The 20,722-nt window shown below is 50.5% G+C and carries 17 protein-coding genes and 3 tRNA genes; 6 read left to right on the forward strand and 14 right to left on the reverse strand.

What is annotated here, in order from left to right; all coding sequences use genetic code 11:
• The first annotated feature begins 16 nt into the window (after positions 1-16).
• On the forward strand, positions 17-1,585 hold the full coding sequence (locus CFK45_RS00110; protein ID WP_096084380.1) for a hypothetical protein: 1,569 nt from the start codon (positions 17-19) through the stop codon (positions 1,583-1,585).
• 85 nt (positions 1,586-1,670) lie between these two features.
• On the opposite strand, the gene CFK45_RS00115 is transcribed toward CFK45_RS00110, so the two are convergent.
• Entirely contained in the window at positions 1,671-2,180 is a 510-nt protein-coding gene (locus tag CFK45_RS00115) for a VF530 family protein (RefSeq protein ID WP_096084381.1), read from the reverse strand.
• A 213-nt stretch (positions 2,181-2,393) separates the two neighbouring features.
• On the opposite strand from CFK45_RS00115, the gene CFK45_RS00120 reads away from it, so the two are divergent.
• Complete coding sequence (locus CFK45_RS00120) at positions 2,394-4,019, forward strand: methyl-accepting chemotaxis protein (protein ID WP_096084382.1); 1,626 nt, start codon at positions 2,394-2,396, stop codon at positions 4,017-4,019.
• A gap of 114 nt (positions 4,020-4,133) precedes the next feature.
• On the opposite strand, the gene CFK45_RS00125 is transcribed toward CFK45_RS00120, so the two are convergent.
• The 10 genes from CFK45_RS00125 to thrS all read right to left on the reverse strand — a co-directional run bounded on the left by CFK45_RS00125 (position 4,134) and on the right by thrS (position 13,129).
• Positions 4,134-4,517 carry a DUF2195 family protein gene (locus CFK45_RS00125; RefSeq protein WP_096084383.1) on the reverse strand — a complete coding sequence of 128 codons (384 nt, stop codon included), beginning with the start codon at positions 4,515-4,517 and terminating at the stop codon, positions 4,134-4,136.
• Positions 4,518-5,449: 932 nt separating this feature from the next.
• Positions 5,450-5,526, reverse strand: a tRNA-Pro gene (locus CFK45_RS00135).
• A 71-nt stretch (positions 5,527-5,597) separates the two neighbouring features.
• Positions 5,598-5,954 (reverse strand): MerR family transcriptional regulator, encoded by a 357-nt coding sequence (locus tag CFK45_RS00140; protein ID WP_096084384.1) that lies wholly within the window; start codon positions 5,952-5,954, stop codon positions 5,598-5,600.
• The gene (gene ihfA / locus CFK45_RS00145) at positions 5,935-6,261 is read right to left on the reverse strand and encodes an integration host factor subunit alpha (protein WP_096084385.1); all 327 of its coding nucleotides are present in this window, start codon (positions 6,259-6,261) and stop codon (positions 5,935-5,937) included. The genes CFK45_RS00140 and ihfA overlap by 20 nt, the downstream gene beginning before the upstream one ends.
• Complete coding sequence (gene pheT, locus CFK45_RS00150; protein WP_096084386.1) at positions 6,245-8,620, reverse strand: phenylalanine--tRNA ligase subunit beta; 2,376 nt, start codon at positions 8,618-8,620, stop codon at positions 6,245-6,247. Before pheT ends, ihfA begins: the two co-directional genes overlap by 17 nt.
• A 62-nt stretch (positions 8,621-8,682) precedes the next feature.
• Positions 8,683-9,696: a phenylalanine--tRNA ligase subunit alpha gene (gene pheS, locus CFK45_RS00155; protein WP_096084387.1), complete on the reverse strand. Its 1,014-nt coding sequence runs from the start codon at positions 9,694-9,696 to the stop codon at positions 8,683-8,685.
• 126 nt (positions 9,697-9,822) lie between these two features.
• On the reverse strand, positions 9,823-10,182 hold the full coding sequence (rplT, locus tag CFK45_RS00160) for a 50S ribosomal protein L20 (protein WP_096084388.1): 360 nt from the start codon (positions 10,180-10,182) through the stop codon (positions 9,823-9,825).
• Between the two features lie 32 nt (positions 10,183-10,214).
• Complete coding sequence (gene rpmI / locus CFK45_RS00165; RefSeq protein ID WP_096084389.1) at positions 10,215-10,412, reverse strand: 50S ribosomal protein L35; 198 nt, start codon at positions 10,410-10,412, stop codon at positions 10,215-10,217.
• A 158-nt stretch (positions 10,413-10,570) separates the two neighbouring features.
• A complete protein-coding gene (gene infC, locus CFK45_RS00170) occupies positions 10,571-11,143 on the reverse strand; it encodes a translation initiation factor IF-3 (RefSeq protein ID WP_479686145.1) in 573 nt (190 codons plus the stop codon).
• A gap of 48 nt (positions 11,144-11,191) precedes the next feature.
• Positions 11,192-13,129 carry a threonine--tRNA ligase gene (gene thrS, locus CFK45_RS00175; protein WP_096084391.1) on the reverse strand — a complete coding sequence of 646 codons (1,938 nt, stop codon included), beginning with the start codon at positions 13,127-13,129 and terminating at the stop codon, positions 11,192-11,194.
• 235 nt (positions 13,130-13,364) lie between these two features.
• Here thrS and CFK45_RS00180 point away from each other — a divergent pair, with 235 nt between their 5' ends.
• The 4 genes from CFK45_RS00180 (at position 13,365) to CFK45_RS00200 (ending at position 16,833) form a co-directional block, all read left to right on the forward strand.
• On the forward strand, positions 13,365-15,872 hold the full coding sequence (locus CFK45_RS00180; protein WP_239923482.1) for an SLBB domain-containing protein: 2,508 nt from the start codon (positions 13,365-13,367) through the stop codon (positions 15,870-15,872).
• Between the two features lie 78 nt (positions 15,873-15,950).
• Positions 15,951-16,027: transfer RNA gene (locus CFK45_RS00185), tRNA-Val, on the forward strand.
• 123 nt (positions 16,028-16,150) lie between these two features.
• Positions 16,151-16,226, forward strand: a tRNA-Asn gene (locus CFK45_RS00190).
• A 280-nt stretch (positions 16,227-16,506) separates the two neighbouring features.
• Positions 16,507-16,833, forward strand: a complete 327-nt coding sequence (locus CFK45_RS00200) for a hypothetical protein (protein ID WP_096084394.1) — start codon at positions 16,507-16,509, stop codon at positions 16,831-16,833.
• Between the two features lie 127 nt (positions 16,834-16,960).
• Here CFK45_RS00200 and sucD read toward each other — a convergent pair whose 3' ends face one another.
• The 3 genes from sucD to lpdA form a co-directional block, all read right to left on the reverse strand.
• Positions 16,961-17,833, reverse strand: coding sequence for a succinate--CoA ligase subunit alpha (sucD, locus tag CFK45_RS00205; RefSeq protein ID WP_096084395.1), 873 nt, complete (start codon positions 17,831-17,833; stop codon positions 16,961-16,963).
• Between the two features lie 2 nt (positions 17,834-17,835).
• A complete protein-coding gene (gene sucC, locus CFK45_RS00210; RefSeq protein WP_096084396.1) occupies positions 17,836-18,999 on the reverse strand; it encodes an ADP-forming succinate--CoA ligase subunit beta in 1,164 nt (387 codons plus the stop codon).
• Positions 19,000-19,230: 231 nt separating this feature from the next.
• Positions 19,231-20,682, reverse strand: a complete 1,452-nt coding sequence (gene lpdA / locus CFK45_RS00215; protein WP_096084397.1) for a dihydrolipoyl dehydrogenase — start codon at positions 20,680-20,682, stop codon at positions 19,231-19,233.
• Positions 20,683-20,722: the final 40 nt, after the last annotated feature.

Here is a 20,722-nt window from a genome sequence, read left to right on the forward strand (position 1 = left end):
GCTAGAGGTAAAACGGATGAGCAACAGCGACCTTATCGAAGTCACACTGGTTGATGAAATCAAAAACTGCCGGGATTGCCGCTGGTTCTGGGCAGACATCCCACCCTATGGCCCACACTTAAGCTGGCAGTGGCAAGAAGCCTACCCCGAAACAATTAAACAAAGAGAAAAACAAAGCCAGGGGCGCCGCCGCGAGCCTTGGATCAACGGCATAACAACCGACCCAGCCCAGATCGACCCCGCCGTTATGCACGGCTGCCGTAAAGCGCCCATTATGACTATTGGCATCAACCCCAATATGACCAGCTACTTTGCATCTGAAAGCGGTTCTGAATGGGCTTACCCACATTTTTCTTCAGCCGAACAATACGCTTATTACTATCGCTATCAAACCATTTATCAAGAAAGCCTAGATAAAAAAGACCTGGAAAAGTGGGCAATTGACGATGCAAGCCCCGAGCAGGAACTTATTGCCAATAAACGCGGGTGGCTACTGGATGCCAAACGAAGCTCAGATCACCGCTGGCTGGAAATTCGCTATCAGTACGAAAACGAAGATAAGGTGCGAGTTTTTGAAACATCTTGGTCACTTGAAGAAAAAGCCTGTGTAATGGTAGGCCGCTCACGCGCAGGCTCAAGCCGCTTTTCATTTAACAAAGGCGATAAAATCGTCGCGCGTATTCGCGCGCAAAAAGATGAAAAAGTGACCATCTATAAAAATACCGTCAAATATTATCAGCGCTTTATACCGGTACTTGAACAGTTCAAACAGCTGGTTGGCTCCGAGCTGGAAAACGCCAACCTAAGCGTTGGCGAAGATGTCAGCCAGCACGACATTATTCACTGTGCCAGCCCGGGCTGGAGCTCCGCTTACGATATTCCAACTGAAAATATCACCCGCCACTGCGTCGATGAACGCGCCTACCTGGCAAAACAACTCTTACAGAGCCAGCCCAAAGTTATTTTTATTGTTGGTGGCAGCACCTTGTCTATGTTTGCCAAGAACCTCGGCAAATATTTAGATTTTGCCTACCTCAATGATCACAACGATGAGAGCTCGATAAAAGACACCTTTCAGTTGATGAAAGAAACCACAGAGCGCCGCTGTATGCTGCGCATTCAAACAGGCAATTTTGCCTACGAAGCGCGGGTCATTGTTGTGCCCCACTTTTCCTACGACGATAACTACCGCAGTCACAGTCGATTATCTGCAAAAAGCTGGGACGCATTTAAGGCCGACTTCCCCGCCGACTATAAAGCGCTCGAACAACAAAAACTTATTGGGCAGACCAGCTGGAACGGTTTTATTCCGATCGATGTTACTAAAGCAAACGCACTAAGTGTTGCGGCCCGCCAAGTGCTCGAGGCATTTTATGTTGACCCATATAGCGCAATGGCGAAAGCGTTGGCTGCTGAATATCGCGATGGTTATCTGTCATTGGATCACAATACCGGCCAGCTCAGCCGGGTAAGCGGAAACTGCAAATATTGCGATAACGAGCGCTGGCAATTTCCCGGCGGCTGCCTCTATGGAAATGACAAAGAGCAGCGCGACTACCCCGACCTTGCCAACATAAAACTCTAAAAGCTTGCACACACAATGGTAAAATCTGCACCCGGCAATATCAGTAGGCCAACAAAACGTTAACACTGCTTCGCAGTCTATAAGCTCAGCTTTTGTGTTTGGCGCGGGCACGCGCCCACGGATCTGAGCTTGAACTTGATTCATCACCGCCTTTGCTTTCGGCGCTGTGCTTAGCGCCGCCGCGGTGAGCACCATCATAAGCTCTGCTTGCACCTCCGCCCCGGCGCTGCTCGGCTTTGCGCTCGCGCTTTTGCTTCAAGCGCTCGGCATCTTCCAAACTGAGTTCGGCGGGCTCACCGGGCTGTTGACCATCGGGAACAATGCGATCACGAGGAGACAAGGCAAACTGCTCATCCGAGCAGCGCGGCAAACTCTTATATTGGTATAAATAGAAGCTCTCGACCTTTTCTCTAGCCCAATCGGTCTTTTTAAGAAACTTCACGCTCGATGCAATATCTGGGTTTTTGGAAAAACAATTCAGATTTAAGTACGCATGCAAAATGTCGTAGCCGTAGTGATCAACAAGCTCAATGAGCATGTTTTTCAAGCTTAAACCGTGTAAAGGGTTATTTTTGTAGTTGATATCGTCTGTCACACCGGGCTCCGTTTACTGTTCGCGGGCTATTTTACCCCATTTGATTTGAGTATATGGGCAAAGACTGCTGCGATTGACACCCTCTGTTGCCGCAAAGGCAAGAAAGAGCAACGGTGGTTAGAAGCAGGCTCTTCAATGTTTTGCTGTTTTATTGCCGGGGGCTATATTTAGGTGTACCTGCCCACAAAACACGCTCGACAAGGCAAACAGCCTATGTTTTTGAACTCCATTAGCAAAAAGAACATGCTTGGTTATGTTGTCATTTTTATTGTGCTTCTGGTTTTTGCACTGTGGCTCTTTGGCCAGCTGCGCTCGGTGCACAGCCAAAATTCGGTGCTAATGCAGACAACCTTGCCGGCCCAGCAAGCAAGCGAGCAACTAATCAAGCAAATCAACGAACTACAAATAGACGCTTTTGCACTTTACGGCACCACGCTCGACTCAAACAGTTTTCAGGCCCGCTTTAGCAGCAAACGCGCTGCGCTCAATCAAGCCCTGGGCGAACTTCGCCAGTTAAGCAGCAATACCAGAAGCAATACAAACAACACGACTAACAGCACGAGCAACAATGCCAACATATTTATCGGCGCCATCGACGCCCTGGCGACAACGATGGCAGCAAGCACTGTCGATTGGGATAGAGCTCGCGGCCAGCTGAGCGATATGCAAAGTGGCGCCAACGCGCTGTTGGCTCAGATAGACAAGCTCAACCTGGCCATTGCCGATGACGCCAAACACCGAGCTGAGCACATCGCCAAACAAATTTCGGGCATGCAAAGTTCGGTGCCATTATTTTTATTGCTTGTCGGCGCAATCACCATCGGCGCTTACTTTTATTCACGCATGTCAATCGCCAAGCCCGTTCAGGGCCTTTCAGCAACCCTGGACGACATGGCCGAGCACAAAGACCTAAGCAAAAACATAAACATAGATACCGGCGATGAAGTCGGGCTCGCAGCAAAAAGTGTTAACGAACTGATTGCCGCGTTTAGCGATGGTGCCCGGGAAATTCGAACCGCTGCCAGCACCCTGTTAGGCAGCGTTACGGTATTAAACGACTCGGCGGGCTCGAGTGATAGTGATGTCTCAAAACTGACCACCTACCTGCAGCAGATCCTGGAGACCATTACCGCGCTCGAACACAATATTGACGAAAGCGCGACCCGCTCAATGACCGTCGCCGAGGCCGCCAAGAACGGCGCCGCGCAAGTGAAATCCGGCGCTGAAAACGTGCGCAACACCTCCAGCAGTGTTGTTGAACTGACCAACAATATTGAAAAGTCGCGCGAAGAACTTGTTGCCCTACAAAACGCCGGCGATCAAGTCTCCTCCGTCGTTAAGGCCATTGCCGATATCGCCGAACAGACCAATTTACTCGCCCTCAATGCCGCGATTGAAGCTGCGCGCGCCGGAGAAAGCGGCCGGGGCTTTGCGGTGGTCGCCGATGAGGTGCGTACACTGGCCTCGCGTACCCACGAATCCACACACGAAATCAACACCATACTCGAATCCATCGTCTCCTCCATTGCCAATACCGTCGAGCAAATGGCCAACAACAGCGAACGCGCCAGCGCCACCGTCGAACTTGCCGAAACCACGGTTAGCTCGCTCGACTTAATTGAAAAAACCGTGATTGAACTCAGCCATGAAAATGAGCTTTTATCCGAGCAGGCGCAAATCACCAAAAACGACGCCAGCGCGATGCGCGACCGCATTGATCAAATCAATGCCGTATCGGAAAGTGTTAGCGCCAGCACACGCGAGACCCGCCACTCGTCAGACCAACTCGCCGATCTTGCGCATCGTTTGGATAGCGTATCGCGGGTGTTTAAGTGTTAGTGGCTGGGCTGGTTTAGCGCTTATATAACGGCTTTGGTTTTTATGTTGCCCTAATGCTGGTAGAAGCGCGCTGCCACCGTTTTCTGAAAAACTCAGCGTTACGTTTATGTTGTCTTAGGCGGAAGAACCACAAGAAAAAACGACTGTGATCGTTGCCCCGTCGCCAATGAGCCGTTCACTCATAGTCAAGGGCAGCTTCATTGCTGAATTTTCGCGAATAATAAACAAACCTTGCATTAACGCTGAACTGCCGTGCGCATGTTCCATTGAAACGCGGTATTGATTAACCATAGATCGACAGCCACATGCAGCTGTCGATCTAATCGTCTTTGCTACTACCGGGACATAAACGCCGCTTTCATTTATTTCAACAGCCTGCAGATCAAAATTGACACACTGCTCCAGGTAATTGTCTACGAAAATCTCATAGTCCTGACCACCGAAAGCACATCCAGAGGTAAAAAGGAACCAAAGAATACTAGATTTTGGTACCACCATTCGTCGATCTTCCTTTTACATATTGAACTTTAAGTAACGCATATTGTTTCTTTGTCTTCTTTCGGTAATCGTGGAGTAAAGGAAATATCTTCGTATCTACCTCAATACATCCGTGACTAAAACCCTTAGTCGAGTCGTGTAGGTAGAAGCCACCTCGAGCTTCTCCGATATCAACACTGATAGCTAACTATATGGGAGAGCGCCCTCACAGAGTACAAAATGACGAAAGCCAGATAGGCAAGCTCCTTAGTCAAGCTAAAATATTCACTAGGATGCACTATCAAAAAGATAATAACGTTTACCGATACTTTGGCATACAGATTCTCCCGCCAGTCATGTCACCCCGCTATATCCCGTAACTCTCTCTAGCCGCATTGATTTCAACAGCACCCAACTCTAGAAAAACCGAATTAGGTTGCTTCTGTCTATCGAATAACTTTTCTCAACGCAACCTACCTCCAGAGGTGCTCCATTCATTCCGCCAAACTGCAATTCTAGGAGGACAAGCATTTGACCACTCAGTAAACGAGCCAATCCAAGATATGAATAATGTATTTACAAGTATCTTTGAAGCGTACATAGACACGTTAAAGGACTGCACCGAGTCAACTGCAGGAATATTGGGCTTTAGGAGGCTGACTAACAAGCTGTGAGAAAAGGAGCGCAAAATACAAAAAAGCGGCTGCTCCATCGCCACCACAATCGGGAACAACGAGGAACAACCGCTTTTTGCTGATCGGCCTACAGGCCGCGTCGTTATTGGTCGGAACGGCGGGATTGATAAGCGCCCTCCTTGGCGCTTACCCCTTTCGGGGCGCCTTTCAGGCGTCTAAATCGGCTTTCCTGCCGATTTTTCGAACCGGTTAAATGTTCGAGTCTGCTGTGCAGCCAAATACAAAAAAGGCCCGCCTTTGGCGAGCCTTTTTTGTATTTGGTCGGAACGGCGGGATTCGAACCCACGACCACCACACCCCCAGTGTGGTGCGCTACCAGACTGCGCTACGTTCCGATGCTTCTCTTTCGAGAGGGCGCCATATTACCGTTTGAAGACGATATTGCAAGCGCCAATTGGGGGAGTTTTTAGCTTTTCAGCAGTTCGAGCAGAGACTCGAGCTCCTTGATCATTTTGGGTACAACTTGTTGCACACCCTGCTCTTCACCGCCCTCTTCTTCAGCGGTCATTTGCTGGCGGGCGCCGCCTATAGTGTAACCCTGGTCGTAAAGCAAGGTGCGAATCTGGCGGATGGTGAGCACATCTTCGCGCTGGTAATAACGGCGATTGCCCCGGCGTTTTACCGGTTTGAGCTGGGGGAATTCCTGCTCCCAATAACGAAGCACGTGGGGCTTGACCGAGCAGAGCTCGCTGACTTCACCAATGGTGAAGTAGCGCTTCCCAGGGATCTGGGGGAGCTCGGCGTTATGGCTCGGTTCCAGCATAAGCTTCCACTCTTACCTTAAGTTTCTGTCCTGGCCTAAAGGTTACCACGCGGCGAGCGGTAATGGGTATCTCTTCACCGGTTTTTGGGTTGCGCCCGGGCCGCTCTTTTTTCTCGCGAAGTTCAAAGTTGCCAAAACCCGACAACTTGACCTGTTCGTTATCAACGAGCGAGTCGCGAATTTCATTAAAAAACAGCTCTACAAGCTCTTTTGCTTCGCGCTTGTTAAAGCCGAGCTCCTCGTACAGGCGCTCGGCCAAATCGGCTTTGGTTAACGATTCCGGTGCATCACTATCGGAGAGTGGCATCAAATTCCCCTTCGAGTTTGGAAATGACCGCATCCACAGCGGCATTTACTTCATCCTCGTTAAGGGTGCGCGATGAATGCTGAAAGGTCAAGTTGAAAGCGATACTTTTTCTTTCAGAATCAATACCTTCGCCGCTATAGATGTCAAAAACCTTTAACTGCTTCAAGTTCTCACCAGCGACTGTTTGAATAGCCGCCAGCATTGTTGAAGCAGGCGTCTGCACCGGTGCCAAGAAGGCCAAATCGCGCTCGACTTCCGGGTAGCGCGAGATATTTTGATAAGCTGGTACTTTAGACTGCAATACCGGCTTCAGGTCGAGCTCAAACACAAACGCTGCCTTTTTCAGGCCAACGGCCTTGGCAAGCTCGGGGTGTAAAGCGCCAACATAACCAATTTTTTCACCGCCGCTAAGAATCGATGCGCACTGCCCCGGATGCATGTGCTTTAAACCCTGCTCGGCTTCAAAGCCAAAGCTAAGCTCACTGACAGCAAGCAGGCTTTCAAGGTCGCCTTTAATATCATAAAAATCGACCGGCTCTTTGCCGCCGTGCCAACTGGCGTTGTAGCGCTCACCGCAAATAAGCCCGGCTAGGCCATCGACCTGAGCCAAACCCTGGTCGCCGGGTACAAAACGCAGGCCGCGTTCAAACAGGCGAATACGGCTGTGCTGGCGCTTCAAGTTGTTGGCACAGGTTTGCACCAAGCCCGGTATCAAGCTTGTGCGCATCACACTCAAATCGGCACTAATTGGATTGAGTAAATTTACCGCGGCGTCATCGGCAAAAAAGCGCTGCTGCAAAGCCGGGTCAATAAAGCTGTATGTAATCACTTCGCGGTAATCGCGAGCCACCAGCTGAGCGCTGAGCTCATCAATACTCTTTTGGCTTTCACTCTTGCTCGGCAGCTTTTGAGGCACAAAGTTTGTTGTCGTCGGCAGCTTGTTGTAACCGTAGATACGCGCAAGCTCTTCAAGCAGATCTTCCTCAATAGCAATATCAAAACGGTAACTAGGTGCCTTAAACGTCCAGCCCTGCTCATCGCAATCGAGCTGCTCAAGACCTAAACGATTTAAGATCTCAATCACGTCGGCATCGGGGATAGCAAAACCGAGGCCACTTTCAATGCGCTTTTTGCGCAGAGTGACTGTGCTTTGTGTTGGCAAGTTAGCTTGATCTTCAGCGACAACAACGGGGCCGGCCTGACCGCCGCAGATTTCAATAATGAGCCCGGTTGCTCGCTCCATCGCTTGCGCGGCAAGATTGTAATCTACGCCTCGTTCAAAACGGTGGGAACTATCGGTGTGCAGACCGTAGTTGCGAGCGCGACCGGCAATAGCGATCGGATCAAAATACGCCGCTTCCAACAACAGATTCTGAGTCCCAGCTGTTACTGAAGAACTTAAGCCCCCCATAATGCCCGCAGCGGCCAGAGCCTGTTTGTCATCGGCAATAACCAGGGTATCGTCGTTCAGTTTAATTTCTTGCTCATCGAGCAGCGTCAAGGCTTCACCCTGCTCCGCCATACGAACCTGAATGCCACCGCTGATTTTATTTAAATCGAAGGCGTGCATCGGCTGGCCGAGCTCAAGCAGGACATAGTTGGTGACATCTACCACTGCGTCGATGGGCCTAACATCACTGCGGCGCAGTTTTTCTTGCAGCCAAAGCGGGCTTGGCTTGCTTAGATCCACACCTTCAACAACGCGGCCGAGGTAACGAGGGCACGCTTGAGGCGCCTTCAGAGTGACTGCTATTTTACTGTCAGTAGCAGGCGCAACTGTTTCGATTTGCGGCGCACTGACATCGCAGCGATTGAGCACGCCGACTTCGCGCGCGATACCTTTAAGGCCAAGACAATCTGCGCGATTGGGCGTCAAATCAACTTCGATAATTTTGTCGTCCAGACTTAGATAAGCGCGTAGGTCTTCGCCGACCGGCGCATCGGCTGCCAATTCCCACAAACCGCTGTCGTCGTCGCCGGCTTCAAGCTCGGTTTGACCGCAGAGCATGCCAAAGCTTTCCACACCGCGCAGTTTGGCTTTTTTAATTTTAAAGTTGCCGGGAAGTACAGCACCAATCATCGCAAAAGGCGCTTTTAAACCCACGCGCGCATTTGGCGCACCGCAGACAACCTGAAAGCTTTCGCCATTCGGGCCTTCAACTTGGCAAACACGCAACTTATCTGCATCCGGGTGCTGTTCGGCTTCTTTAATTAAACCAACAACCACGCCACTAAATTCGCCGGCCACACTCTCTACTGCATCGACTTCGAGGCCAGCCATGGTCAATTGCTCGACCAACTCGGCTGTTTCTACTTGAGGCTGAACCCACTCTCTTAACCAGGACTCACTGAATTTCATATCGCTTCACTGTCTAAATTTTTCTGGAGGTTAAATACTTTCTTGCGAGAAAAAGCGGCAGGCTAAAACTGCTGCAAGAAGTCCAGGTCATTTTCAAAAAACAGGCGCAGGTCGTTAACACCATAACGCAACATCGCCAGGCGTTCGACGCCCATACCAAAAGCAAAACCGCTGTATTTTTCGGTATCGATGCCGCAGCTGTTAAATACATTTGGGTGCACCATGCCGCAACCCATCACCTCTAACCAGCCGGTGTTTTTACAGATACGACAACCTTCGCCACCGCAGTGGGTGCACTGAATATCAACTTCCGCTGACGGTTCGGTAAACGGGAAATACGACGGGCGAAAACGCACAGGCACGTCAGCCTCAAAAAACGCCTTTAAAAACTGATCAACCGTACCTTTAAGATCGGCAAAACTCATTTTTTTGTCGATCGCTAAACCTTCAACCTGATGGAACATCGGCGTATGGGTTAAGTCGGAATCACAGCGATAAACGCGGCCGGGGCAAATAACACGAATCGGCGGTTCCTGGGTTTCCATCGTGCGAATTTGCACAGGCGAGGTATGAGTGCGCAAAACCTCACTCGGGCTGATATAAAACGTATCGTGCATTGCACGCGCCGGATGGTGAGCCGGGATATTCAGCGCCTCAAAGTTGTGGAAGTCGTCTTCAATTTCCGGCCCTTCGGCGACGCCGTAACCGGCGGCGCTAAAGATCGCTTCAATACGGCGCAAGGTTCGAGTTACCGGGTGCAGGCCACCGCGCTCAGCGCGACGGCCGTCGAGGCTGACATCAATGGTTTCAGAAGCGAGCTTGGCGGCGATTAAAGCCTGCTCCATCGCTTCTTTTTTTGCTGATATTGCTTGGGCAACGGTGCCTTTGGCGATATTAATTTGTTCGCCGGCCTTGGGGCGCTCTTCGGGGCTCAGTTTGCCCAGCGTTTTTAACAACGCTGAAATCGAGCCTTTTTTACCGAGGTATTCAACACGAATCTGATCGAGCGCGGCAAGGTCGTTACTTTGCTCAATTTTTGCGAGCGCCTCTTCGGTCAGCGCCTGTAAGTTTTCCATAGATATTCCCGTTAGTGGGGCTGCGTTAAAACAATATCAAACGAATCCTGCCCTTTTGTTATCGGGCAATAAAAAAGGGAAGCGCCAACGGCCCTTCCCTTTTTTAAGGTTGAAACACAGGCGCAATTAAGCGGCGAGTGCTTCTTTAGCCTTGCTCACAACCGCGGCAAATGCTGCTTTGTCATGAATAGCCAGATCTGCAAGAACACGACGATCCAAAGCGATGTCGGCTTTTTTCAGACCGGCAATAAGACGGCTATAGCTTAAGCCTTCGTTACGAGACTGAGCGTTAATACGCGTGATCCACAGAGCGCGGAAGTTGCGTTTTTTAACACGACGGTCACGGTAAGCGTATTGACCAGCTTTAATTACTGCCTGCTTAGCTACGCGAAATACACGTGAACGTGCACCGTAGTAACCTTTAGCAGCCTTAAGAACTTTTTTGTGTCGACGACGGGCGACAACACCACGTTTTACTCGAGCCATTGAACTCTCCTATTAACTAAATGATTACTTGATTACACGTCACGCAGCATGCGCTTTACGTTTGGTACATCAGCCGCGTTAACTTGGCTAGTACCACGCAGCTGGCGCTTACGCTTAGTAGTCATTTTGGTCAGGATGTGGCTCTTGTAAGCGCTTTTACGCTTAAGACCTTTCGCAGTTTTTTTGAAGCGCTTGGCGGCGCCACTGTGTACTTTAGCTTTTGAAGCCATGATTTGTACTCCAGAAGTTCATCATGATTAAAGTTGAGTCCCCTCAGGCAGCTAAAAGCCCGGCGACCCACGAGAGTGACTCTCATCACCCCTACCCGTTTAAGCTGCCGAGGCAGTTTTTGCGGCCGGGTAGCCACCAACAAAGTGCAAGAAAGAAACTATTTTTTCTTCTTCGGTGCCAACACCATAATCAGCTGGCGACCTTCCATTTTCGGGTATTGCTCAACGGTTGCTATCTCTTCCAGGTCGGTCTCAATGCGCTTGAGCATCTCCATACCGAGTTCCTGGTGAGCCATCTCGCGACCGCGATAGCGCAAGCTGCATTTTGCTTTATCACCGTTCTCAATAAACTTGGTGATATTGCGCAGTTTAATTTGATAATCGCCCTCTTCAGTACCGGGGCGAAACTTCATCTCTTTAATCTGCTGCTGCTTCTGTTTTTTCTTAGCGGCAGCCTTGGCCTTCTTGGCTTCAAACAGATGCTTGCCGTAATCCATAATTTTACAGACAACCGGGTCGGCGTCTGCGGCCATTGCTACCAGATCCATGCTCTGGGAGCGCGCTTCACTGAGCGCTTCGTCCAAGCTTACGATACCTTTTTGCGAACCGTCCGCCCCGATTAAGCGAACTTGGCTGGCTTTGATTTGATCATTAATGGCCGGCTTCTTGGACTGGCCTTTGGCATTGCGATTATTAATTGTATAAGTCTCCTTAATGGATAATACCTGCAGTTTACGACAAAAAGCCGCTTATAGCGGCTTTTACGTAGAAGAAACCGATTAAGCCTCGCTCGCTTCAGCCTCTATGCGGCCGCGCTTAGCGACGGCACTTTCAAGCAATTGCTCAAAGGCTGCGATGGTCATCGATCCGAGATCCTCGCCATTGCGCTGGCGTACAGTAACAGTGCCGGTTTCCACTTCTTTATCCCCTACCACAAGCAGGTAAGGAATCTTCTGCAGAGTGTGCTCGCGGATTTTAAAGCCGATCTTCTCATTTCTCAAGTCAGAAATGACCCGGAAGCCCTTGTTTTGCAAGGAAAGTTCGACTTTTTTCACATACTCGGCCTGGGCGTCGGTAATATTTAACAAAACCGCCTGCGTCGGTGCCAGCCACGCGGGGAAAGCACCTTCGTAGTGCTCAATCAAAATTCCAATAAAACGCTCAAACGAACCGAGTATCGCGCGGTGTAACATCACCGGCACCTGGCGCGAACCGTCTTCGGCCACATACTGCGCACCGAGGCGGCCGGGCATCGAAAAATCGACCTGAATCGTGCCGCACTGCCAAACCCTGCCGAGGCAGTCGCGCAGAGAAAACTCAATTTTTGGCCCGTAAAACGCACCTTCACCTGGCAAGAGCTTGTATTCAAGGCCTTTGCTTTCAAGGGCATCGGCAAGGGCCTGTTCGGCCTTATCCCAAACCTCGTCGGAGCCTACGCGCTGCTCGGGACGGGTCGACAAGCGAATCAGCACATCCTCAAAGCCAAAGTCCTTATAAACCTCAAACAACAGATCAGTGAACTGGCTCACCTCGTGCTGGATCGCACTTTCTTCACAGAAGATATGGGCGTCATCCTGAGTAAAACCGCGCACACGCATCAAGCCTTGCAAGGTGCCCGAAGCCTCATTGCGGTGGCAACTGCCGAACTCAGCCAAACGCAGCGGCAAATCGCGGTAGCTTTTTAAGCCCTGATTAAAGACCTGCACATGACAGGGGCAGTTCATCGGTTTGACCGCGTAATCGCGCGCTTCACTTTCAACGGTAAACATGTTCTCGCGGAACTTGTCCCAGTGGCCGCTTTTCTCCCACAGGGTTTTGTCGACCACCTGCGGTGTTTTGATCTCTTTATAGCCGTTGAGTTCCTGCACACGGCGCATATAAGCTTCAACCGTGGTGTATATGCTCCAGCCTTCGGGGTGCCAAAAGACCATGCCCGGTGCTTCTTCTTGTATATGAAACAGATCGAGCTTTTTACCGATTTTGCGGTGGTCACGCTTTGCCGCTTCCTCGAGGAACTTAAGGTGCTGCTTCAGGGCTTTTTTATCGGCAAAGGCGGTGCCGTAAATACGCTGCAACATTTTATTGTCGCTGTTGCCGCGCCAGTACGCGCCGCTTACACGAAGCAGTTTGAAGTAGTGACAGAATTTCATATTCGGCACGTGCGGACCGCGGCACATGTCGACGTATTCCTGGTGGTGATAGAGCCCGGGCTTGTCGCTCTTGGCGATATCTTGCTCAAGTATCTCGAGTTTGTAGGGCTCTGCGCGCTGCTCAAAACAGCTGACTGCCTCTTCCCAGGTGGCTTTTTTCTTAACGACTTCGTAGTTGCTCTTGGCCAACTCGAGCATACGTTTCTCAAGCGCGGCAATGTCGTCTTCGCTGAGCATGTGCTCAAGCTCTACGTCGTAATAAAAGCCGTTTTCTATGGTCGGGCCAATGGCCATTTTGGCATCGGGCCACAACTGTTTCAGCGCGTGCCCTAAAAGGTGTGCACAGCTGTGACGAATAATCTCAAGGCCGTCTTCATCTTTTGGCGTAAAAATGGTGAGCTCGGCGTCGGTCTCGATCAGGTCACAGGCATCGACGCGCTGGCCGTTAACCCGGCCACCGAGGGTGTTTTTGGCAAGGCCCGGGCCGATTGCGGCGGCGACCTCTAGCACACTAACGGCTTGATCAAAGTTGCGCTGGGAACCGTCGGGAAGAGTAATTACTGGCATAAATATTATCCAATTCAGTGGTGGCCCCTACGAAAGGCCACGTGATTTATAAAAGCTATATATAAGAAGAGCGCGCGAGTATATAGCTTTCGCGCACAAAGTGTAATGCTCGAGGCATAAGTCATTGACTGGAAACGAAATGGCCTTAAGATGCTGAAGCTTATGAATCTGGCCCCAGATCACAACAAAAACACGGGCTAAGCTAACTCCCCCACTGGATTACATGGAACACAGAATGCGTTTTGCCTTGTGCCGCGCCGTTGTCGGCTTTGTCACCCTATTAGCCTTTAGCTCTTTCAGCCAAGCTTTTACCCCCACCGCCGCTCAAATACAGCAGTTTAAAAACCTGCCACCGGCCGAGCAAAAAGCCCTCGCCGCTGCGATGGGCGTCGACATGGACGACGTCAACAGTTTTATCGACGGCAATGTCAAAAGCGGTGGCAGCCAGCGCCCCATGGTCGCCCCGGTCAGCGGCCCGCGCAGTGCAAGCAACCCAACCGGTGCGCCCGGCGTGGAAGCTGAAACCATGAACCCCGCATATGATCCCATGGGTCTGGGACTTACTGGGCAAGAAGGCACCGACTATTTAGAGCACGAAGAGGAGCTTCAGCCTTTTGGCTACAAACTATTTGACTATGGCGCCGATACCTTTAGCCCGGCTGAAGACATTCCGATACCGGCCGAATACGTGCTCGGCCCCGGCGACACGCTATTTGTGCAGCTCTACGGCAAAGAAAGCTCCAAACACGAATTGCTGATTACCCGCGATGGTACCATTGACTTCCCTCGCATCGGCCCCGTTCCGTTTGCCGGGCTGACCTTCGCTCAAGCCTCGGCAAAAATTGAAGAAGTTGTGGCCGAGCAAATGATAGGTATTAATGCATCAGTGTCGATGGGGCCACTTCGCAGCATCCGCGTGTTTATCCTCGGCGATGTCAATATTCCGGGCAGCTATGTAGTCGGCTCTCTATCGACAATGACCAACGCCCTATTTTCAAGCGGCGGCATCAGCGAATACGGCTCTTTGCGCAATATTCAGCTTAAGCGCGGCGGCAAGCTCATCACCACGCTCGATCTCTACGACCTATTGCTTCGCGGAGACACCAGCAAAGACAGCCGCCTATTGCCGGGTGATGTTATTTTTGTTCCGCCTGTGGGCCGACGCGCCGGTATCGACGGCGCGGTAAAGCGCCCGGCCATCTATGAACTTGCCAGCGAACGCAGCGCCGCCGACCTGCTTAAGCTCGCCGGCGGTTTAAGAGCCGAGGCTTACCTCGCCGACTCAAAAATCCAGCGCCAAAGCGACGACGGTGAAACCACCTTAAGCAAAGTCGACTTAAGCGCTAAACAGGCCTCGCGCTTTAAACTCAAAGACGGCGACTTGCTACTTGTCGGCGAAAACCTAAATGAGCTCAACAACGTGGTTGAAGTCAGCGGCCACCTGAAACGCGAAACCTCTTATGCCTGGCAAAAAGGCCTGCGCTTTAGCGACATTATTCCAAACTCAGACGCCTTTCTGGCCCTGCCGGATCTCGATATCGCTTTGATTGAACGCGAAATCCCAGGCTCACGCGAGATTGAAGTTCACGCGTTCTCACCCAACAAAGCTTTTGCCCAGAAACGAAGCGCACAGGACCCAGAACTAAAAGCCCGCGACAAACTCTACTTTTTTGGTTTTATTGACGACCGCACCGAACAACTGGCCGAACTGTTAGAGCGGGTAAAACTACAGGCCAATATAGAACAGCGCGAGCTGACGGTCATTGTTAACGGCAGCGTGCGCTTTCCCGGCGAATACCCGCTCGCTGTCAATATGAGCGCGCGCCAGCTGACCTTGCTTGCCGGCGGTTTTACTGCAAGCGCCATCGATCGCGATGCCGAGATCACACGCTACGTGCTCAACGAGCAAGACGAGCGCATGGTTGTGCACCTGGAGACCGACTTAGAGACCGACAATCCGGTGCTCGAAGCCGGTGATATTCTGCGCATTCAGCAAATCCCACTGTGGAAAGACAAAGAAACGGTCGAGCTTGTCGGCGAATTTCGCCACCCCGGCACGTACGCCATTCTGCCGGGCGAGACTGTCAACGATGTTATACGCCGCGCCGGTGGCCTAACTCCGCACGCCTATGTCGAAGGCACAGTTTTTTCCCGGCTTGAGCTGCGCCAGCTCGAAGCCAAACGCCTGGAATCGCTCAAGCAACAAGTTGCTGCCGATCTCGCGGCCGCCAGCCTTGAGGCCTCCAAGGCCAGCGCTGATATCGACAGCGAAGAAGCCAACCAAATTATGGAGAACTTGAACTCAACCAAACCGCTTGGGCGCTTGGTGATTGATCTTCCCGGCATCTTAACCTACCCCGACGAGCTCGATTTCCAGTTGGTCGGCGGTGACATTATCGAAATTCCGCGCTTTAAGCCTTCGGTTACCGTGCTTGGTGAAGTGCAGTTCCCAACCTCGCATTTTTACAACGACAGGCTCGATGTTGACGACTACCTGAACCGCTCGGGCGGCTTTAAACGCAATGCCGACAAAAAGCGTGTTTATGTTGTTAAAGCCAATGGCCGGGTGATTTTACCTGAAGGAAATGGCTGGTTTGGCGGGCGCTCAGTCGGCCTTAGCCCCGGCGATACAATTATTGTTCCGCTCGATACACGTCGCGTCGACAAGATTTCCGTTTGGGCCAGCGTAACGCAAATTATGTATCAGGCAGCCATCGGTATTGCGGCAATTGGCGCACTGTAAAAATCAGTATTATTAATGATTGCACTTTAAAAAATGCGTGTTACTATACGCGCCCTCTCGTTAAGAGAGCTTTGTTGGAGGACCGTAGCTCAGCTGGTTAGAGCACTACCTTGACATGGTAGGGGTCAGCGGTTCGAGTCCGCTCGGTCCTACCAATTTCACTTTAATAAAAAGTAAAATTGGTTAAAAAACAACAAGTTAAAAGTGTTTTTTGAGTGTTGACAGCGAGCTTTGCTCACATTAAGATACGCGCACTTTTCGGGCCTAGCCCAAAATATTCCGCCTTAGCTCAGTTGGTAGAGCAAATGACTGTTAATCATTGGGTCGCTGGTTCGAGCCCAGCAGGCGGAGCCAAATTAAAAACCGTTGCAGCAATGCAGCGGTTTTTTTTTGCCTTGCAATTACACTTAGGCAACACTGCATAGCTACTTTAAAGCCACTAACACAACCTTTACTCACCGCACTCGCTTTTAGTCAGGGCCAAGAAAAAACTTATGTGTTTTTATAGGCTATACCCCGCTCCGTAATCAGGCCGCCTTTGGGCAGGCAAAGCACAATTAAGCGGAGGGCTCGCAAGCCACGCTTTTATTCCGTTATACTCAGATAGGTTCCACTGATTAATATCGAGCTTGTTATGAAATACGCCCCCGCCCTGCTCTGCACAGGCCTCTATACAGGCCTCTGCCTGCTTTCAAGCCTTGCCACAGCCGACATTGTCTACCGCTGCGAAAACGGCGATCAGAGCCGAGAAGTTAAGGTTATTTACGACGACCCTGCCAACACAGTGCCGTGCGAAGTACGCTATGAAAAAAGTGGAGGCAGCCAGATCTTATGGCAGGCGCAAAGCGAAGAAGGTTATTGCGAACAAAAAGCCCAGGAGTTTGTCGGCAAGCAAGAATCTTGGGGCTGGAGCTGCAGTAAAATGGAGACCGTGGTGACGCCGGCAAGCAGTGATGAGTAAACACAGCAAAGCCAAATGGTCCCGGCAAATAAGTATTAAAGACAAATAAGAAACAAACAGAACACCAATAAAAAAGGCAGACCGAAGCCTGCCTTTTTTGTGCTAGCGACAAAATTAATAAACTTATTTACCAACCAGTCGCTTCTTTCAGAGCGTTACCAATATCCGCCAGACTGCGAACCGTTTTCACACCGGCCGCTTCAAGCGCAGCAAACTTATCGTCAGCCGTGCCCTTACCACCAGAAATAATCGCACCCGCGTGGCCCATACGCTTACCCGGAGGCGCAGTCACGCCGGCAATGTACGATACAACAGGCTTGCTGACATTTTCTTTAATATAAGCTGCAGCTTCTTCTTCAGCGGTACCGCCAATTTCACCAATCATAACAATGGCTTCGGTCTGCGCGTCTTTTTCAAACATCTCGAGGATGTCGATAAAGTTAGAACCGGGAATCGGGTCACCGCCAATACCAACACAGGTAGACTGACCAAAACCAAAATCTGTTGTTTGCTTGACCGCTTCGTAGGTCAAGGTGCCCGAACGACTTACAATGCCGACTTTACCTGGCAGGTGAATATGACCCGGCATAATGCCGATTTTGCACTCACCCGGAGTAATTACACCCGGACAGTTGGGGCCAATTAAGCGCACACCAAGTTCATCACACTTTACTTTCGCCTCGAGCATATCCATTGTAGGGATGCCCTCGGTAATACATACCACCAACTTCACACCACTGTGCGCAGCTTCAAGAATTGAATCCTTACAAAAAGGAGCGGGCACATAAATAACAGAAGCATCCGCACCAGTCGCTGCGACCGCTTCGGTCATGGTGTTAAATACCGGCAAACCCAGGTGTGTTTGACCGCCTTTGCCCGGGGTCACACCGCCGACCATATTGGTGCCGTACGCAATTGCCTGCTCGGAGTGGAACGTGCCCTGGGATCCAGTAAAACCCTGGCACAATACCTTGGTGTCTTTATTAATTAATACACTCATGATTAGTTCCCCGCTGCTTCTACAACTTTCTGCGCCGCATCCGTCAGGCTGGTCGCAGCAATAATATTCAGGCCGGAGTCGGCAAGTACTTTGGCACCAAGCTCGGCATTATTACCTTCAAGGCGAACCACAACAGGTACTTTTACACCCACTTCTTCAACCGCACCGATTACACCTTCTGCAATCAGGTCACAGCGAACGATACCGCCGAAAATATTAATAAACACAGCAGAGACCGTGTCATCCGACAAAATAATCTTAAACGCCTCAACAACGCGCTCTTTGGTTGCACCACCACCCACATCGAGGAAATTGGCAGGCTGACCGCCGTGCAATTTAACGATGTCCATGGTGCCCATCGCCAGACCCGCACCGTTGACCATACAGCCGATATTGCCGTCGAGGGCAACGTAATTCAGCTCCCACTTGGCAGCGTGCGCTTCGCGCTCGTCTTCTTGTGTTGGATCGTGCATCGCCTTTAATTCAGGGTGGCGATAAAGGGCATTGCCGTCGATATTAATTTTCGCATCCAGACAATGGAGGTCGCCCTCACCGGTAATAACCAGCGGGTTGATTTCAAGCAGAGCCAAATCTTTTTCGACAAACATTTTAGCAAGGCCTAAAAAGATCTGGGTAAACTGCTTAACCTGCTTGCCTTCCAAGCCCAGCTGAAACGCGAGTTCACGACCTTGATAAGGCTGAGCGCCAGTCAGCGGATCAACAATCGCTTTGAGAATTTTTTCAGGCGTCTCTTCAGCAACCTTTTCAATCTCTACCCCACCTTCGGTAGAGGCCATAAACACAACACGACGGGTAGAACGATCAACCACTGCACCGAGATACAGCTCTTGCGCAATATCAGTTAAGTCTTCTACCAAAATACGATTAACAGGCTGGCCATTTTCGTCCGTTTGATAGGTTACGAGATTTTTACCCAGCCAGTGCTGAGCAAACTCTTCAACTTCACCTTTACTCTTGGCCAGCTTCACACCGCCGGCCTTACCGCGGCCACCTGCGTGAACCTGAGCTTTAACAACCCAAGTATCGCCGCCAAGCTCAGCTGTTGCAGCAACCGCTTCAGCAGGCGTTTCAGCGACGATACCTTTAGATACGGGCAGACCGTATTCTGCAAACAATTGTTTGCCTTGATACTCGTGTAAGTTCATTTTTATTTACCATTAAATCAATGACGGTTATGTAACGGCTTGTGGCCGACACTAGACAAGTACCCTCATCCTGATCAGGACGCCAGCCTACGGTAAACGCACCACATTACCTGGGCACAGGCTGATCACACATCTGTGTGCTTAAACCGCTCTTTGGCGGCTTTGTATAATTTTCAGTTAAAGAAAAGGCCGCCCTAGGGCGACCATTTCAAAGTCAATCAAAACAAAAACTTAACGTTTTTTACGATTTGGCATATGAATCGCGTGGCCATTCACTGCCAGCGCAGCCTCTTTCACAGCTTCAGAGAAGGTCGGGTGACCAAAGACAGTTAAACCAATATCTTCAGCTGTTGAGCCAAACTCCATTGCGATCGCAACCTGCTGAACCAAATCAGCGGCGTTAGGGCCGACAATATGACAACCGAGAACACGATCGGTTTTTTCGTGCGCGATCATTTTCACCATGCCCTCGCCTTCATCGGCGGCCACGGCGCGGCCAATCGCAATAAATGGAAAGGTACCCACTTTATATTCTTCACCGTCGGCCTTGAGCTGCTCTTCGGTTTTACCGACTGCGGCAATTTCCGGGTGGGTGTAAATAACATTCGGGATAATGTCGTAGTTCATCACGGTTTTTTCACCGGCGATACGCTCGGCAACCATAACACCCTCTTCCGAGCCTTTGTGAGCAAGCATAGGTCCGCGCACAACATCACCAATCGCCCAAACACCTGGGGCACTGGTTGAACAAAGGTCATTTACATAGATAGAGCCGCGCTCATCAAGCTTAACACCACAATCTTCAGACAGCAGGCCATCGGTAAATGGACGGCGACCAACACAAACAATTAATTTATCGAAGGTTTCGGTTGCATCCTTACCATCTTGATCGGTATAGGTCACCACCACTTCTTTTTTACCGCCTTTCTCAACCACTTCGGTACCGGTCACACGGCAGCTTAAACGAATATCCAAACCCTGCTTAGTGAGGATTTTTTTCGCTTCTTTGGCAATGGTCTGATCCATAATGGCAAGGAAACTGTCCAGCGCTTCAAGGCATACAACTTTAGAACCGAGACGACCCCAGACTGAGCCGAGCTCAAGACCAATAACACCAGCGCCAATAACACCGAGACGCTCAGGTACTTCTTGAAATTCAAGTGCACCGGTAGAGTCAACAATAACTTCACCGTCAACCGGCGCAGGAGGAATATTAACCGGCACCGAACCTGAAGCGAGAATAACATTCTCCGCCTCATATACGCTCTCGTTGCCATCTGCATCAATAACCTGAACTTTTTTACCGGCAAGCAATTTGCCCGAGCCAAAAAGCGAATCAACTTTGTTTGCCTTAAACAAACCGCTGATGCCGCTGTTCATTTGTTTAACGATTTTATCTTTGCGCTTAATCATTGACGGCACATCAATTTGTACATCGCCAGTACTGATGCCGTGACCGCCGAAAGCTGCGTGCGCTTCGTGATATTTGTGAGAACTATCGAGCAGCGCTTTTGATGGAATACAGCCGACGTTCAAACAGGTACCGCCATTCACGCCCTTGCCGTCTTTATCGCGCCACTTTTCAACACAGGCTGTTTTTAAACCTAGTTGCGCTGCACGAATTGCAGCAACATAACCTGCTGGGCCAGAACCGATAACAATTACGTCGTATTTGTTAGACATAAATTAAAATCCTAAAAAATATGTAAATTAAATTTGAATA

Origin of the sequence: Agaribacterium haliotis, from assembly GCF_002312815.1 — a bacterium.
In the GTDB taxonomy this organism is placed as follows: domain Bacteria; phylum Pseudomonadota; class Gammaproteobacteria; order Pseudomonadales; family Cellvibrionaceae; genus Agaribacterium; species Agaribacterium haliotis.

Excerpts from the sequence above, each read along its gene's own strand:
- CFK45_RS00110 (WP_096084380.1), top strand. The coding sequence starts at position 17 with ATGAGCAACAGCGACCTTATCGAAGTCACACTGGTTGATGAAATCAAA.
- CFK45_RS00120 (WP_096084382.1), top strand. The coding sequence starts at position 2,394 with ATGTTTTTGAACTCCATTAGCAAAAAGAACATGCTTGGTTATGTTGTC.
- CFK45_RS00125 (WP_096084383.1), bottom strand. The coding sequence starts at position 4,517 with ATGGTGGTACCAAAATCTAGTATTCTTTGGTTCCTTTTTACCTCTGGA.
- CFK45_RS00140 (WP_096084384.1), bottom strand. The coding sequence starts at position 5,954 with ATGCTGGAACCGAGCCATAACGCCGAGCTCCCCCAGATCCCTGGGAAG.
- ihfA (WP_096084385.1), bottom strand. The coding sequence starts at position 6,261 with ATGCCACTCTCCGATAGTGATGCACCGGAATCGTTAACCAAAGCCGAT.
- pheT (WP_096084386.1), bottom strand. The coding sequence starts at position 8,620 with ATGAAATTCAGTGAGTCCTGGTTAAGAGAGTGGGTTCAGCCTCAAGTA.
- pheS (WP_096084387.1), bottom strand. The coding sequence starts at position 9,696 with ATGGAAAACTTACAGGCGCTGACCGAAGAGGCGCTCGCAAAAATTGAG.
- rplT (WP_096084388.1), bottom strand. The coding sequence starts at position 10,182 with ATGGCTCGAGTAAAACGTGGTGTTGTCGCCCGTCGTCGACACAAAAAA.
- rpmI (WP_096084389.1), bottom strand. The coding sequence starts at position 10,412 with ATGGCTTCAAAAGCTAAAGTACACAGTGGCGCCGCCAAGCGCTTCAAA.
- thrS (WP_096084391.1), bottom strand. The coding sequence starts at position 13,129 with ATGCCAGTAATTACTCTTCCCGACGGTTCCCAGCGCAACTTTGATCAA.
- CFK45_RS00180 (WP_239923482.1), top strand. The coding sequence starts at position 13,365 with ATGCGTTTTGCCTTGTGCCGCGCCGTTGTCGGCTTTGTCACCCTATTA.
- CFK45_RS00200 (WP_096084394.1), top strand. The coding sequence starts at position 16,507 with ATGAAATACGCCCCCGCCCTGCTCTGCACAGGCCTCTATACAGGCCTC.
- sucD (WP_096084395.1), bottom strand. The coding sequence starts at position 17,833 with ATGAGTGTATTAATTAATAAAGACACCAAGGTATTGTGCCAGGGTTTT.
- sucC (WP_096084396.1), bottom strand. The coding sequence starts at position 18,999 with ATGAACTTACACGAGTATCAAGGCAAACAATTGTTTGCAGAATACGGT.
- lpdA (WP_096084397.1), bottom strand. The coding sequence starts at position 20,682 with ATGTCTAACAAATACGACGTAATTGTTATCGGTTCTGGCCCAGCAGGT.